At 66.3% G+C, this 14,645-nt stretch carries 18 protein-coding genes and 1 pseudogene; 8 read left to right on the forward strand and 11 right to left on the reverse strand.

Annotated features, from left to right (window positions below; translation table 11 throughout):
• Positions 1 to 112 precede the first annotated feature (112 nt).
• The 5 genes from PU724_RS23435 to rph all read right to left on the reverse strand — a co-directional run bounded on the left by PU724_RS23435 (position 113) and on the right by rph (position 3,610).
• A complete protein-coding gene (locus PU724_RS23435; protein ID WP_354423916.1) occupies positions 113 to 433 on the reverse strand; it encodes a low molecular weight protein tyrosine phosphatase family protein in 321 nt (106 codons plus the stop codon).
• 59 nt (positions 434 to 492) lie between these two features.
• Positions 493 to 1,650, reverse strand: coding sequence for a radical SAM family heme chaperone HemW (gene hemW, locus PU724_RS23440; RefSeq protein ID WP_354423918.1), 1,158 nt, complete (start codon positions 1,648 to 1,650; stop codon positions 493 to 495).
• Position 1,651: 1 nt separating this feature from the next.
• Complete coding sequence (gene rdgB / locus PU724_RS23445) at positions 1,652 to 2,299, reverse strand: RdgB/HAM1 family non-canonical purine NTP pyrophosphatase (RefSeq protein WP_354423920.1); 648 nt, start codon at positions 2,297 to 2,299, stop codon at positions 1,652 to 1,654.
• Positions 2,299 to 2,709 (reverse strand): VOC family protein, encoded by a 411-nt coding sequence (locus PU724_RS23450; protein ID WP_354423922.1) that lies wholly within the window; start codon positions 2,707 to 2,709, stop codon positions 2,299 to 2,301. The genes rdgB and PU724_RS23450 overlap by 1 nt, the downstream gene beginning before the upstream one ends.
• Positions 2,710 to 2,893: 184 nt before the next feature.
• Positions 2,894 to 3,610, reverse strand: coding sequence for a ribonuclease PH (rph, locus tag PU724_RS23455; protein WP_354423924.1), 717 nt, complete (start codon positions 3,608 to 3,610; stop codon positions 2,894 to 2,896).
• Positions 3,611 to 3,746: 136 nt separating this feature from the next.
• Here rph and hrcA point away from each other — a divergent pair, with 136 nt between their 5' ends.
• From hrcA to PU724_RS23485, 6 genes and pseudogenes are all read left to right on the forward strand, one after another.
• Positions 3,747 to 4,829, forward strand: a complete 1,083-nt coding sequence (gene hrcA, locus PU724_RS23460) for a heat-inducible transcriptional repressor HrcA (protein ID WP_127284855.1) — start codon at positions 3,747 to 3,749, stop codon at positions 4,827 to 4,829.
• A gap of 81 nt (positions 4,830 to 4,910) precedes the next feature.
• Entirely contained in the window at positions 4,911 to 5,108 is a 198-nt protein-coding gene (locus PU724_RS23465) for a hypothetical protein (RefSeq protein WP_127284856.1), read from the forward strand.
• A gap of 114 nt (positions 5,109 to 5,222) precedes the next feature.
• Positions 5,223 to 6,572 (forward strand): PQQ-dependent sugar dehydrogenase, encoded by a 1,350-nt coding sequence (locus PU724_RS23470; protein ID WP_354423926.1) that lies wholly within the window; start codon positions 5,223 to 5,225, stop codon positions 6,570 to 6,572.
• Positions 6,573 to 6,897: 325 nt separating this feature from the next.
• Positions 6,898 to 7,515 (forward strand): annotated as a pseudogene (locus tag PU724_RS23475) (LysE family translocator).
• Between the two features lie 195 nt (positions 7,516 to 7,710).
• The gene (cysK, locus tag PU724_RS23480; protein ID WP_354423928.1) at positions 7,711 to 8,691 is read left to right on the forward strand and encodes a cysteine synthase A; all 981 of its coding nucleotides are present in this window, start codon (positions 7,711 to 7,713) and stop codon (positions 8,689 to 8,691) included.
• Positions 8,692 to 8,820: 129 nt separating this feature from the next.
• Entirely contained in the window at positions 8,821 to 9,441 is a 621-nt protein-coding gene (locus PU724_RS23485) for a glutathione S-transferase family protein (RefSeq protein ID WP_354423930.1), read from the forward strand.
• A 9-nt stretch (positions 9,442 to 9,450) separates the two neighbouring features.
• On the opposite strand, the gene PU724_RS23490 is transcribed toward PU724_RS23485, so the two are convergent.
• Positions 9,451 to 10,134 carry a TetR/AcrR family transcriptional regulator gene (locus tag PU724_RS23490; protein ID WP_354423932.1) on the reverse strand — a complete coding sequence of 228 codons (684 nt, stop codon included), beginning with the start codon at positions 10,132 to 10,134 and terminating at the stop codon, positions 9,451 to 9,453.
• Positions 10,135 to 10,317: 183 nt separating this feature from the next.
• Between PU724_RS23490 and PU724_RS23495 the strand changes: the two genes are divergently transcribed.
• Entirely contained in the window at positions 10,318 to 10,806 is a 489-nt protein-coding gene (locus tag PU724_RS23495; RefSeq protein WP_354423933.1) for a RidA family protein, read from the forward strand.
• Here PU724_RS23495 and PU724_RS23500 read toward each other — a convergent pair.
• The 5 genes from PU724_RS23500 to PU724_RS23520 form a co-directional block, all read right to left on the reverse strand.
• Positions 10,803 to 12,050 carry an RNA polymerase sigma factor gene (locus tag PU724_RS23500; RefSeq protein ID WP_354423935.1) on the reverse strand — a complete coding sequence of 416 codons (1,248 nt, stop codon included), beginning with the start codon at positions 12,048 to 12,050 and terminating at the stop codon, positions 10,803 to 10,805. The two genes, PU724_RS23495 and PU724_RS23500, sit on opposite strands and share 4 nt — an antisense overlap.
• A gap of 7 nt (positions 12,051 to 12,057) precedes the next feature.
• Entirely contained in the window at positions 12,058 to 12,426 is a 369-nt protein-coding gene (locus PU724_RS23505) for a YciI family protein (protein WP_354423937.1), read from the reverse strand.
• A 206-nt stretch (positions 12,427 to 12,632) separates the two neighbouring features.
• Positions 12,633 to 13,085 (reverse strand): thiol-disulfide oxidoreductase DCC family protein, encoded by a 453-nt coding sequence (locus tag PU724_RS23510; protein WP_354423939.1) that lies wholly within the window; start codon positions 13,083 to 13,085, stop codon positions 12,633 to 12,635.
• Between the two features lie 51 nt (positions 13,086 to 13,136).
• On the reverse strand, positions 13,137 to 13,262 hold the full coding sequence (locus PU724_RS23515; protein ID WP_426213654.1) for a hypothetical protein: 126 nt from the start codon (positions 13,260 to 13,262) through the stop codon (positions 13,137 to 13,139).
• Positions 13,263 to 13,264: 2 nt separating this feature from the next.
• The gene (locus tag PU724_RS23520) at positions 13,265 to 13,411 is read right to left on the reverse strand and encodes a hypothetical protein (RefSeq protein WP_126057275.1); all 147 of its coding nucleotides are present in this window, start codon (positions 13,409 to 13,411) and stop codon (positions 13,265 to 13,267) included.
• Positions 13,412 to 13,774: 363 nt separating this feature from the next.
• Here PU724_RS23520 and ku point away from each other — a divergent pair, with 363 nt between their 5' ends.
• The gene (gene ku, locus PU724_RS23525) at positions 13,775 to 14,638 is read left to right on the forward strand and encodes a non-homologous end joining protein Ku (protein WP_354423941.1); all 864 of its coding nucleotides are present in this window, start codon (positions 13,775 to 13,777) and stop codon (positions 14,636 to 14,638) included.
• Positions 14,639 to 14,645 lie beyond the last annotated feature (7 nt).

The following is a 14,645-nucleotide window of genomic DNA, read 5'->3' on the forward strand; positions in this document are numbered from 1 at the left end:
TCGGTTTTCTCCGCAATTGCGTTAACCGGATACCGCGAAACGCGCACCACCAGAAGCGCAATCGGCAGGGCTTGGAGATTGGCTGCGCCATCAGCGCTGGCACACCGCTACTTTACAGATATCGCGGCACCTTAGCCTCGAGCAGCCGCACCAGCTCAGGGTCCATGAATTCGTAATTGTCCGGAATGTCGAGGCAGATGACCCTTGCCCGCTTCAGGCTCGTCTTGAATTTCTTCTGCAGCTTAGCGCGGTGCGCCTTTTCCATCACGAAGATGATGTCGGCCCAGGCGACGAGCTCATGCGTCAGCGGATTGTCGGCATCGTGATTGGTGCCGGCCGAGGCGACCTCGATGTCCCTTCGCTTGGAAAACACCTGCTCGGCCGTCGGGCTGCGCAAGCGGTTCTGGCTGCATACGAAGAGGATGTTCTTCAAGGGCTTTTACTCAAGCACGATCTTGTCCGAAAACCGGCTTCCACTTTTCGGGATCATGCTCAGTGCGCCAGGTCCGCCACCACGGCATCGAGCACGATCATGCCGGCCGTCGTCGCCCGCAGTCGGGAATTGCCGACCGGCGCGACAAGCCCTTCCTCCTGCAGCACCGCCAGTCGCGCGCTTGACAGGCCGCGTCCGGAAAACGCCTCATAGCGCGCAAGATCGATGCCTTCGGCCAGCCGCAGCCCCATCAGCAGGAACTCGTCGGCTTCCTCGGAACGCGTCAGGATCTCGCCGCCGGTGACGCCATGGCCCTTGGCCTCGACCAGATTGGCCCAGGTTTCCGGCATCCTCTCGGCGATGGTGACCGTGCGGCGCCCATTCTCGACGAAACGGCCATGCGCGCCGGGGCCGACGCCGACATATTCGCCGTAGCGCCAGTAGGTCAAATTGTGCCGGCTTTCCGCGCCAGGCCTGGCGTGGTTGGAAATCTCATAGGCCGGCAGCCCATGCGCGGCGGTCACCTCCTGCGTCAGCGCGTAGAGATCGGCGGCATGGTCGTTGTCGGGAATGGTGAACTTCTTCGCCGCGTGCAGCGCGTGGAACGGCGTGCCTTCCTCGATGGTGAGCTGGTAGAGCGACAGATGGTCGGCGGCATGGCCGATCGCCTGCTCGAGCTCCGCTCGCCAAGCCTCCGGCGTCTGGCCGGGCCGCGCATAGATCAGGTCGAAGGAGAGGCGCGGAAAGATCTCGCGCGCGAGCCCGATGGCATGCAGCGCCTCCTCGACATTGTGCAGCCGGCCGAGGAAGCGCAGGTCCTTGTCGTTCAGCGCCTGCACGCCGAGCGACACGCGGTTGACGCCGGCGGCGCGATAGCCGCGGAAGCGCTCGGCCTCGACCGAGGACGGGTTGGCCTCCAGCGTCACCTCGATGCCATCAGGCACCGTCCAGTTCCTCGCCACCGCCTCCAGCACGGACGCCACCGTCTCCGGCTTCATCAGCGACGGCGTGCCGCCGCCGAGGAAGATGCTGGTCACCTCGCGCGGGCCGGTGCGGGCGCGCATGGTCGCGAGCTCCGTCGCGAAAGCGCGCGCAAAACGTTCCTGGTCGACCGGCTGATGGCGGACATGGCTGTTGAAGTCGCAATAGGGGCACTTGGCCGCGCAGAACGGCCAGTGGATGTAGACGCCGAAGCCGGGGCTGCGGTCGAGCAGCATCTCAGGCCGATCCCAACCTGGCGCGCGCGAATTTCTGGAAGGCGCGGGCGCGGTGCGACAGCGCCGTCGGCTGCCCTGGCTTCCAGCCGTGTTTTTGCTCGGCGCTCATCTCGCCGAAGGTATTTTCGAACCCATTGGGCAGGAACACCGGATCGTAGCCGAAGCCGAGCGTGCCGCGCGGCGGCCACACCAGCGTGCCTTCGGCCTCGCCGCGATAATATTCGGCCTCGCCGTCGGGAAACGCCAGGCAGATGACGGCGACGAAACGGCCCGTGCGCTGCGCGGCTTCCGCCGCGCCGACCTCCTGCAGCGCCACTTCCGTGCGCTGCATGGCCATGCCGAAGTCGCGGCTGCCGTCGGGCGTCTCGGCCCAGTTGGCGGTGTAGACGCCGGGTGCGCCGTCGAGCGCGTCGACGCAGAGGCCGGAATCGTCGGACAGTGCCGGCAAGCCGGTGGCCTTGGCCGCGGCATATGCCTTGATGTAGGCGTTCTCCTCGAACGTCGTGCCGGTCTCGTCCGGCTCGGGCAGGCCGTACTGCTTGGCCGATTTCGCCTCGAAGCCGAACGGCGCCATCAGGTCGGCGAACTCGCGCAGCTTGCCCTCATTGTGGCTGGCGACGACGATCTTATGTCCGTTCAAAGAATGCATCACAGGCCCCAGATCCTTGGCTCGGCGAATTCGATCGAATTGCCCGAGGGGTCGCGAAAGTAGATCGAGCGCCCGCCTTGCGGCCATTCGAAGTCGCTTTCGATGGCGATGTTCCGTGCCGCGAGATGCTCGCGCCAGCCGGCGATCTCGTCGGCGCTGGCGGCAAAGCAGAGATGGCCCTCGCCCACCGTGCCATGCGCCGGCACCTTCAGCCTGGCGTCCGGCGCCGGCGGGATTTTGGTCGCCTCGGCGTTGAACAGCAGCAGCACGCCGGTCCCGCAGCGGAAGAAGACATGGCGGCCTTCGACCTTGGCGATCAGGTCGAGGCCGATGACGTCGCGGTAGAAGGTTTCGGCGGCCTCTAAGTCTGTGACGTAGAGCGCCGATTCAAGGATCGCGGAGGGTATCACGAAGCCCCCCTCTCTGCCCTGCCGGGCATCTCCCCCTCAAGGGGGGAGATTGGCTGTATCGATTGCCTCAGCCAATCACCGGCGTAGCCAGATGGGGGCCGGCGTAGAAGCTTCCAATCTCCCCCCTTGAGGGGGAGATGGCCGGCAGGCCAGAGAGGGGGGCCCAGGCTCGGCATTCGAAAACCTACGCCACCGCCATCTGCTGCAAACTCACCAGGCGCTGGATGCCCTTCTTCGCCAGCCCCATCAGCGCGCCAAACTGCTCCTCGGAAAAAGGCTCGCCCTCGGCAGTGCCCTGGATCTCGACGATGCCGCCCTTGCCGGTCATGACGAAATTGGCGTCGGTGCCGGCCGAGGAATCCTCGAGATAGTCGAGATCGATGACCGGCTGGCCGTCATGAATGCCGCACGAGATCGCCGCGACGTGGTCCTTCAGCACCTTGGAAACGCTGGCCATCTGGCGGGCTTCCATCCAGCGCAGGCAGTCATGGAGCGCCACCCAGCCGCCGGTGATCGAGGCGGTGCGGGTGCCGCCATCGGCCTGGATCACGTCGCAGTCGACGGTGATCTGCTGCTCGCCCAGCGCCTGCAGGTCGACCACGGCGCGCAAGGAACGGCCGATGAGCCGCTGGATTTCCAGCGTGCGGCCGCCCTGCTTGCCGGCGGAGGCCTCGCGCCGCATGCGTTCGCCGGTCGAGCGCGGCAGCATGCCGTATTCGGCCGTCACCCAGCCCTTGCCGGAATTGCGCATCCAGGCCGGCACCTTTTCCTCCAGGCTTGCCGTGCACAGAACATGCGTGTCGCCGAACTTCACCAGGCACGAGCCTTCGGCGTGCTTGGAGACGCCGCGCTCGAAGGAGATGGCGCGCATTTCGTCGGATTGGCGTTTGGAGGGGCGCATCGAGGCCTCTTGTCTCTGGTTTTTAAGGATTCGTGGCCGGCTTGTAGACGCATGCGGCGCATGGCGCAAAGGAAAATGGACCGGGTTGCGCGGGCACCGGCTAAGTCTATATTTGAACCGGAGGTTTTTGGCTCGAATGACCAAGGCAGTCGATCCGGCATCGCAGTCGCCCGTGCTTCAATCGCTCGATATGCGCTCGCGCGACATCTTCCGGCGCATCGTTGAATCCTATCTCAGGGATGGCGAGCCCGTCGGTTCGCGCAGCCTGTCGCGCATCCTGCCCTCCTCGCTGTCGCCCGCCACCATCCGCAACGTGATGAGCGACCTCGAGCATCTCGGCCTGATCTACGCGCCGCACATCTCGGCCGGCCGCCTGCCGACGCAGACCGGCCTGCGCTTCTTCGTCGACGCCTTCATGGAGCTCGGCGACCTCTCCGACGACGAGCGCCGCATCATCGAGGCGCAGGTGCGCGCCTCCGGTTCCGGCGCGTCGCTGGAACACATGCTGACCGAGGCCAGCCAGATGCTGTCGGGCATGTCGCGCGGCGCCGGCCTGGTGCTCGCCGCCAAGAACGAGGTGGCGCTGAAGCACATCGAATTCATCCAGCTCGAGCCGACCAAGGCGCTGGCCGTGCTGGTGTCGCAGAACGGCGATGTCGAGAACCGCGTCGTCGACCTGCCCGCCGGCACCACCGTCTCGCAACTGCACGAGGCGTCCAACTTCCTCAACGCCCACATCCGCGGCCGCACGTTGGCCGAGGCGCGCGTCGAGATCGCCCGCATCAAGGACGAGACCAGGGCCGCCCTCGACACGCTGTCGCAGGACCTGGTCGAAAAGGGCCTCGCCGTGTGGGCCGGTGCGGAAAGCGGCCTGCCGGCGCGCCTCATCGTGCGCGGCCGCGCCAATCTGCTTGAAAACGTCACCGCCCAGGCCGACATCGAATTGCTGCGGCATCTGTTCGAGGATCTGGAGACGCAGGACGGCTTGATCCAGCTGCTCGACCTCGCCGAGGAAGGGCCGGGCGTGCGCATCTTCATCGGCTCGGAAAACAAGCTGTTTTCGCTGTCGGGCTCGTCGCTGGTGGTGGCGCCCTATCGCGACAAGGATGCCCGCGTCGTCGGCGCGCTCGGCGTCATCGGCCCGACGCGGCTGAACTACGCCCGTATCGTGCCGATGGTCGACTATACCGCGCAGCTGATTTCGCGCATGTTGCGGTAAGGTGTGCGATATCCGGGTGAGACCGGCCTGACCTGGATCTCAACACACCCTGGAAGGCACAAGCAGCAAGGGAGCAAAAGAATGGCGCTGGAATCGCTCAAGGCCCAGATCAGCCTGCTGCTCGAGGAAATGGTCAACCAGCCCGAGGACCAGCACGAGATTCAGGAGCAGCTGCGCGAGAAGCTGCAGGAATTGCGAGCCATGGGCCTGCCGCTGCCGGCCGATCTGGTCGAGCTGGAAAAGCGCCTGGACGATGATTTCTACGCCGAAGGCAGCTGAAACCATCCCTCAAATCGGCGTGTGCCTGATATCCCAGGCGGAACGACCGCCGCATCCGCCCGTTCACCATTCGCGACGGCACCGCGTACGGCGCCGAAACCCCTGGAGGCCAGGATGATCCGATTTGCCGGTCTTGCGGCTGCCGCCTTGCTGCTTGCAACGACGGCCTCTGCCCAGCAGGCCGGCGAACCGGTGCTGACTGGCAAGAAGGCCTTCGGCGACTGGAAGGCCGACAGGCCTGGCGTGCGCCGGCTGATCAGGCCGGATGATCTGCAAAAGCCCTATGTCAGCCGCTCCGTGTCGAACGGCGCCGGCCTGGCGGATCGGCCGGAAGGCGCCAGGCCGCTCGTGCCATCAGGCTTTTCCATCGAACTCGTCGCGTCGGGCATCGACAATCCGCGGGTCGTGCGCGCGGCGCCCAATGGCGACCTGTTCGTCGCCGACAGCAAGGCCAGCCAGATCCGCGTCTATCGCCTCGCCGAAGGCAGCGCCAGGCCGGCGCAGGAGGCGATCTTCGCCACCGGCCTGACCCGGCCCTACGGCATCGCCTTCTATCCGCCGGGCGACAAGCCGCAATGGGTCTATGTCGCCAACAGCAACAGCGTCGTGCGCTTCGCCTATCGCGACGGCGACCTCAAGGCCGAAGGCAAGCCGGAAACCATCGTCCCGGACATCCCCGCGAACCATCACTGGACGCGCGACATCGCCTTTTCGCCTGATGGCAAGACGCTCTATCTGTCGGTCGGATCGGGCTCCAACGTCGCCGAGGACATGGCCGCCGAGCCCGAAGGCGGGCTCGAGCAATGGGCGACGTCGGCGCCGCTCGGCGCCACCTGGGGCCCGGAGGAAGGCCGCGCCGACGTGCTGGCCTTCGATCCGGACGGCAACAACCGGCGCAGCTTCGCTACCGGCTTGCGCAACTGCTCCGGCATGACCGTGCAGCCGCAGACGGGCGCGCTCTGGTGCGTCGTCAACGAGCGCGATGAGCTCGGCGACAACGTGCCGTTCGAATACGCGACGACGGTCAGGCAGGGCGGCTTCTACGGCTGGCCCTGGTACTATATCGGCGCCAACGAGGACCCGCGCCACGCGGGCGCGCGCCCCGATCTTGCCGGCAAGGTCACCGTTCCCGACGTGCTGCTGCAGGCGCATTCGGCGCCGCTCAACATCGCCTTCTATGAGGGCGGCAGCTTCCCGGCCGACTACAGGGGCGATGCTTTCGTCGCTTTGCACGGCTCCTGGAACCGCGGCGTGCGCACCGGCTACAAGGTGGTGCGGCTGAAATTCAAGGACGGCAAGGCGACCGGCGAGTATGAGGATTTCGCCACCGGCTTCGTCATCTCCGACGACGACGTCTGGGGCCGGCCGGTCGGCGTCACCGTCGCCAAGGACGGTGCGCTGATCCTGACCGAGGACGGCAACGGCACCATCTGGCGTGTTACTTACGGCGACGGCCGGTCCTGAGAAACCTTACGCTGGTCGACCCCCACTCCGTCTCGGCTTCGCCGAGCCACCTCTCCCCCGATCGACGGGGGAGAGGAAAGGCGCCAAGCTTTTTTGCAGTCAACGCTCGCCAAGCAAGGCTCCCTTCCTTTCCCTCCGGAGGGGGAAAGGTGGCGCGGCGTAGCCGCGACGGACTGGGGGAACCACGTGGCAATCAAGCCTCGGGCCGTCAGTTAGCCTTGTAAGGCGAAGACCACGATGGTCTGGTGCAATGGATTCCGACCGTGAGGGATTTCAACCCTCGCCTGTTCCATGCGATAAGACCCTCCGATCTGGAACCTTATCCATGACGCTCACCGGATTCCTCGCCTACAGTGCAGCTCTCGGCATCGCCGCCGCCATTCCGGGTCCCGGCGTCACCGCGCTTGTGGCGCGGGCGCTGGGTTCCGGCTTCCGCTCGTCGCTGGCGATGTCGTTCGGCCTGATCCTCGGCGACCTCACCTACCTCACCGCCGTCATGCTCGGCCTCGCCTTCGTCGCGCAGACCTTCGGCATGGTCTTCCTTGCCATCAAATGGGCGGGTGTCGCCTATCTCGCTTTCCTCGGCTGGCGCTTCTGGACCAGCGGCATCTCGCCGGAGACTGTCGAGGCGCGCAAGGGCAAGGGCGGGCTCGCCGCCTCCTTCCTGGCCGGCCTGACGGTGACGCTCGGCAATCCGAAGACGATGATCTTCTATATCGCCATCACGCCGACCATCGTCGACCTGAAGGCGGTGACGCTCGCCGACTACGGCATCCTGGTCACGCTCACCGTCCTCGTCCTGCTGGTGGTGCTGGTGCCCTATCTGGCGCTGGCCGCCAAGGCGCGCTGGTTCCTCTAGTCGCCGCGCGCGCTGAAGGCGCTGAACCGCACCGCCGCCGGTTTCATGGTTGGCGCGGCGGCCGCCATCGCCGCCCGTCAATAGGCTGCAATCTCAACCGGTCTCCATTTCGGGGAAAGCATTCCGGAAACGGGCCGATCCGGAAAATGCTTTTCCGGGGCGGCAGCGTTTTCAGCACGCGCCCCACTCGGATATTTTCGGCCGGCAGCCTATCTTGCGCGGCTGAAAGCCCTATTCTGTCGCTTGATGCAATTGCCTGCCTGACCTGGGAGCGAAACAATGAACAAGCCCGTCACCTCCGCGCGCGTGCCCGGCCGCGGCCGCGTCTTCAATTCGATCACCGAGACGATCGGCGACACGCCCCTGGTGCGGCTCGACAAGTTCGCCAAGGAGAAGGGCGTCGTCGCCAGTCTCCTGGCCAAGCTCGAATTCTTCAACCCGATCGCCTCGGTCAAGGACCGTATCGGCGTTGCCATGATCGAGGCGCTGGAAGCCTCTGGCAGGATCGCCCCCGGCAGGACGACGCTGATCGAGCCGACCTCCGGCAACACCGGCATTGCGCTCGCCTTCGCCGCCGCCGCCAAGGGCTACAAGCTGATCCTGACCATGCCGGAGACGATGTCGGTCGAGCGGCGCAAGATGCTGGCGCTGCTCGGCGCCGAACTGGTGCTGACCGAAGGTCCCAAGGGCATGAAGGGCGCCATCGCCAAGGCCGATGAGCTTGCCGCCACCTTGCCCGACGCCATCATTCCGCAGCAGTTCGAGAATCCCGCCAACCCGGAGATCCACCGCCGCACCACGGCCGAGGAGATCTGGAACGACACCCAGGGCGAGGTCGACATCTTCGTCTCCGGCATCGGCACCGGCGGCACCATCACCGGCGTCGGCCAGGTGCTGAAGAAGCGCAAGCCTTCGCTGCATGTCGTCGCCGTCGAGCCGGAGGCCTCGCCGGTGCTGTCCGGCGGCCAGCCCGGCCCGCACAAGATCCAAGGCATCGGCGCCGGCTTCGCGCCGAAGATCCTCGACACCACGATCTATGACGAGATCGTCAGGGTCTCCAACGAAGATTCCGTCGCCAATGCGCGGCTCGTCGCCCGCCTCGAAGGCGTGCCGGTCGGCATCTCGTCGGGCGCAGCACTCCAGGCGGCGATCGTCGTCGGCTCGCGGCCGGAGAACAAGGGCAAGACCCTCGTCGTCGTCATCCCGTCCTTCGCCGAGCGCTACCTGTCGACGATCCTGTTCGACGGGCTGGGGGCTTAAGCAGCCTCGACCGACCCTCGCGGGACGCTGGACCGCTGAAAAAACCCGTGTGGCGTCAGCGTGGCGCTTGAGCGCCGCGCGTCTTCCGGTGCAAATCTCCCGCGGCCCGCGCGGCCATTGGGAGGATTCATGTACAGACTTTACACGCGCCCCGGCAGCGGCGGCTTCGTCGTCGAGGCGGCCCTTGCCCTGGCGGGCGCGCCGTTCGACCAGGTCGACGTGCCGAAGAAGGACCCGCCCGACCAGGCCTTCCTCGAGATCAGCCCGTTGAACCAGGTGCCGGTGCTGACCTTGCCGGACGGCCGTTCGATCACCGAGTCGGCGGCGATCTGCATCCTGCTCGCCGAGCGCCATCCGGAAGCCGGACTGGCGCCGGCGGCGGGCTCGCCGGCCCGTGCCGACTTCCTGCGCTGGATGGCCTTCATGTCGTCGGTCCTCTACCCGGCGGGGCTGCGCTTCTACTATGCCCATCGCTACACCGCGGCGCCGGACGGCGTGGAGGCGGTGAAGCAGGCCGCGCTGGCCGAGATGGATCGCGGCTTTGCCATCCTCGACAAGGCCCTCGCCGGCCGCGACTGGCTGGTCGGCGACCGGCTGTCGCTGGCCGACGTCTACCTGATCATGCTGGCGGCCTGGCATCCCGAGATCGGCAAGGTCGCCGCCGCCTGGCCCGATATCGAACGCCTGTGGGCCAGGCTGCGCGATCATGACCTGATCCGCAAACTGAATGCCGCCCACGCAATGTGGTGAGCGGGACGTTTATTCTGGCGCGAGGCCGTCGAGCAGGAAACCGAGGCCTTTGCGGAAAGCGCCATCCCAGTCGTCGTCCAACAGCAGCCGGGAGCGTTCGATTGTCGCGTAGCGCTCGCTGAGACGGGTGAGGCGCTGCTGCGCGGCGGCCCTGTCGTCGTCCGACAGGTCGAAGCTCGCCCGGGTGATGGTGGCGCCCATCACATAGTTCCAGAGCGACCATATCGCGGCGTTGATGTCCGCGTCCGCCACGCCGGCCCTGGACAAGGCCTTGCTCAGCAGTTCCAGCCGACTGAGGATGTTCGGGCCAAGCGCCCGGCGCGGCAACAGCGATGCCGACCAGGAATGGCTGAGCATGCTGGCGCGCCAGTCCTCGAGTATGTGAACGATCTCGCCGCGCCAGTCTTCGGACTGAGGTTCTTGCGGCGATCCGCGATATTCGAGCACCGCGTCGAGCGCCAGATCGAAGACATCCTCCTTGCTGTCGACGTGCCAGTACAGGCTCATCACGCCCGAGCCGAGGCGATCGGCCAGCCGACGCATCGTCAATCCGTCGATCCCTTGCGCGTCCAGCAACTCCACCGCGGTGGCCACGATACGCTGCCGGGACAGAGGCGGCTCGCCCGCGGGTCGGGGCGGCTGACCTGGCCGCTGAGACCGGTTGCTTCGGGCGCCGCCGCGTTTGGCTGCCATTCGTCTTCCTCGCGTATCGGAGCCGCGATTCTGGCAGGCAACGTCAGGAATGTCGATGCCGCGCGGTTGACTCGTACATCGTACCATACGATGACTCGGACGCCGTACGAGTCGCGTGCGGCGATGAACCGAAATTGCGATCGTGGGTGCGTTGCTCGCAGCCCGCGGAGCCAAGAGAAACTCATGCCACGCTCAATCAAGCACCTGCTCATCGGAGGGCTAATCATCATGACCATCGGAGTTCCCGCTGCGACGGCAGCGAATGCGGACGATCGCAAGCTGGCCATCGTCAATCCGCGAAACCTCCACGACCCGTCGCCGAATGGCTACAGCACGGCGGTGATCATGCCCCGGGGAGCACGGGTCGCCTACATTTCCGGGCAGGGCGGCCAGGACAGCACGGGCGCCTTGTCGCCGGACTTCGCCGTCCAGGTGAAACAGGCCTATGCGAACCTGCGCGCCGCGCTGGAGGGGATTGGCGCGAAACCCGATCAGGTCGCCAAGCTCACGGTCTTCGTGGTCGATCACGACATGTCCAAGCTCGAGGTGCTGACCAGCAACGTCAAGGACATGTTCGGCAAGGCGCTGCCGGCGCAGACGCTGGTTCCCGTTCCCAAGCTGGCGATCGACCCCATGCTGTTCGAGGTGGAGGCCGTGGTCGTGCTTGATTAGAGCATCGTAAGCTTCGCCCGCTTTTCCTGCAGGAAGCGGCGCACGGCCGGGTCCCTTTCGAGGCCGATCGCGCGGTCGTAGGCCTCGGCCGCCAATCCGGTCGTGCCGAGCCTCGCCAGCAGACCGGCGCGGGCAGCCCAATAGGGCTGATAGTCATCCAGCCGCTTGTCGTCACCCAGGACGTAAAGCGCCGCCAACCCGGCCGCCGCGCCCTCATCCTCGGCGATCGCCACGGCGCGGTTGATCGCCACGACAGGCGAGCCGGCGAGGGCCAGCAGCGCGTCGTAAAGCTGGCGGATCGCTGCCCAGTCGGTGCGGCCGCCGCGCCGCCGCGCCGCGTGGGCCGATTGCACGGCCGCCTCCAGCTGGTAGCGGCCGATGATCTCCTTGGCGGCGGCACGTTCGAGCAGGTCTTCCGCCTCGTCGATCAGCGTGTCGTCCCAGAGCGCGGTGTCCTGCTCGGCAAGCGGCACGAAGTCTCCGTCCGGGCTGCGCCGCGCCGCCCGCCGCGCTTCGGCGAAAAGCATCAGCGCCAGCAGCCCTACCGCCTCCGGCTCGTCCGGCATCAGCGAAGCCACCAGCCGGCCGAGCCAGATGCCCTCGGTGGCGAGGTTGCGGCGCCGCGTCTCGGTGCCGGCTGGATCGGTCCAGCCTTCGGCGAAGGCGGCGTAGATCGCCTCCAGCACCGCGTCCAGCCGCTCGCCGAGCTCGGCCCGCTCCGGCACCCGGAACGGAATGCCGATCTCGCGGATGCGGGTCTTGGCGCGCACCAGGCGCTGGCCCATCGTCGCCGGCGAGACCAGGAAGGCCGAAGCGATGGTCGCCGCGTCGAAGCCAAGGATGGTCTGCAGGATCAGCGGCGCGCGCACGCTGGCCTCGATCGCCGGATGGGCGCAGGCAAACATCAGCCGCAACCGTTCGTCCGGCAGCTCTTCGTCGGTCATGCGGGCCTCCACCTCCTCGGCGATCAGCTTGAGATGATCGCGCGCCGCCTCGCCGGTCTGCCGCCGCCGCACCGCGTCGACGCCCCGCCGGCGCGCCACCGCGAGCAGCCAGGCTTCCGGCTTTTCGGGCACGCCGGTCTGCGGCCAGCGCTCGAGCGCCGCCGCGAAGGCATCCGCCAGCGCGTCCTCGGCGCCGGCGACATCGCGCGTGCGCGCCGCGAGAAAGGCGACCAGCTTGCCGTAGCTTTGCCGGGCGGCCGCTTCCGCCGCCGCCCGCGCGGTCTCCGGGCGATTGTCCATCACTGGGTCAACTCGCGGAGGGATAGTCGCTCATTTCCCAGATCGGCCGCACCTCGATCGTGCCGGCGCTGGCGCCCGGGCAGCGCGCCGCCCAGGCGATGGCCGCATCGGCGTCCTCGGCCTCGATCATGTAGAAGCCGGCGAGCTGCTCCTTGGTGTCGGCATAGGGGCCGTCGAGCACATTGGTCTTGCCGTCGGCCGTCCGCACCGCCGTTGCGGATTGCGTCGGCCGCAGCCGGTCGCCGGCGAGCCAGGCGCCGGATTTCTTCAAAGCCTCGGTATAGGCGCCATAGGCGGCGCTGATCTGGTAGGTCTTCTCGCTCGGCGCGGTCGCCATCGCGGCTTCGTTTGCGTAGATCAAAAGCATGTATCGCATGGTCTTCTCCCGTTTTCTCGAAGGCCGCGTCATCGCCGGCCTGACCAATGTCGCCTGGGCCAGGCGGATTTCGACAGGTGCTGCGAAAATCTTTCGACCCGCGCGGCGCCTCGCGCAAGCGGGCGGCGATGATCCGTGAATCTGCGAGGATTGTCGGGGGGCCGAATCTCGCCGCCGGCCGGGCCCCCACCAGCCCTGGCGGGATTCTAGCCGATCAGCCGCTCCCGCAGTTCCGGCGACGGGAGCTCGCAGCTGTCCGTCCTGCCGAACAGGGCGTAGCGATTCTTGGCGATGCGGTCGTAGAACCAGTCGCGCAGCGGCCGCGGCAGGGCGAGCAAAACCTTCGCCGCGCGCCATGGCCAGCCAAGCTCGGCCATCACGGCGATGAAGCCGTCCAGTTGGGTGAAGGCCTTTCCGTCGATCAGGGTCAGGCTGGTATCGTAGCTGTCGGTCGCCAGTCCGTGGGTGCGAAACAGCGCTTCGCCGAACGGCGACTGCGCCGTGGCGAAGCGGAAGCGCTTCCTGCGGTCGAACCGCACCACCGTCCGCACGAAACCCGAGCAGAACACGCAGACGCCGTCGAAGACGATCAGCGGCTGGGTTGCATCGTAAGCTTGCGGCGGAGGAAGGGGACGCTTCGGTTCGGGCAGGTCAATCATGTCGGCCCCGGCTGCTGGTGTCGTCAGACACTAAGCCAGCCGGCGGCGGCGTCAAAGCGGGGGCGTTGTCGCACGCCGCCGATCGGCCAGCGCGGGGCGCTCGGCGCGATAGGTGGTTGCGCGATGGCTGTCGGCCGGTTTGCAGATCCGGCTGTCATGACGGCTCTCCAGCGTCATGATCAGTGCGCGCTGATGCCGAGCGAGTTGCCGCGGCGGGCGCAGGCCGGACCGGGGCCGCGCATGTAATAGCGCTCAGGCCGATAGGTCGGCGCGACGAATTCGCGGATGGCGGCGGCATAGCCGGCAATGTGGTTCCAGAACTTCATTTCCCTGTCCCTGTCCCGATTTCGGATGTCCCGTCCGAATTGCGGGCATCATAGCGTCGAGGCGTGAATAGTCGGTGAACGTGATGTTAATTTCTGGTCCGAAATGCCCTGCTTCGTGGCCGGAATGCGGCTGATTCGGGGTCTTTCAGAGCCATTTGCCGGCATTTTGCCCAATGTGACTTTTGCATCACATATGTTTCGTCTCGATGTCGTTCGGATGCGGTTCTGTTTCAGCCGCGCGCGCCTCGGCGAAATTTCCGTGCGCGGCCCAAGTCAGGGCCCTGTCTGGAAGCGGCCTGTCTCCCGGAACCGGAGCGGGCTCTGCCCGTTCTCGGTTGAACCACCCCGCTCACGGAGTTCGTCATGGCGCCGCGCCCGGCCTGGAAAGGCTATCTCAAGCTGTCGCTGGTCACTTGCGCCATCGAGCTGACCAACGTCGTCACCCACGCCGAAAAGGTCTCCTTCCGCATCCTCAACCGCAAGACCGGAAATACGGTGAAGCGCATCTATGTCGATGCCGAGACCGGCAAGCCGCTGGAGGAAGGCGACGAGATCAAGGGCTATGAGCTCGAGGACGGCGAGTTCATCCATATCGAGGAAGACGAGATCGAGGCCGTCCAGATCGAATCCTCGCATACAATGAGCCTCGACGGCTTCGTCGACAAGGCCTCGATCCGGCAGATCTACCTCGACACGCCCTATTATGTCTCGCCGGCGGACAAGGTGTCGGAGGAGGCCTTCGCCGTCATCCGCGACGCCATGGCGGGCAAGAAGAAGGCCGGCCTCGCCCGCATCGTGCTCTACCAGCGGGAACGCCCGGTGGTGATCGAGCCGCTCGGCAAGGGCATGGTGCTGACCACGCTGCGTTACGACAACACGGTGCGCCAGCCCGACAGCGTCTTTGGCGATATCAAGTCGGTCAAGACCGACGACGAGATGATAGACCTTGCCGAGCATATCATCGACCGGAAGGGGGCAAAATTCGATCCGTCGAAGTTCGACGACCGCTATGAGGATGCCCTGCTCGAGCTGATCCGCGCCAGGAAGGCCGGCAGGAAGGCGCCGAAGGCCAAGGCGCGGCCGAAGCCGTCCAATGTCGTCAACCTCTTCGATGCGCTGAAGAAGAGCCTGAACGCGGAAGGCGCGGGCAAGGCCGCGTCGAAGGCGAAGCCAAAGCCAAAGGCCGGACGCGGCAAGGCCTCCGCTCCGCGGCGCAAATCGGCATAGGAGGCCG

Source organism: Mesorhizobium abyssinicae, from assembly GCF_049887195.1.
In the GTDB taxonomy this organism is placed as follows: domain Bacteria; phylum Pseudomonadota; class Alphaproteobacteria; order Rhizobiales; family Rhizobiaceae; genus Mesorhizobium; species Mesorhizobium abyssinicae.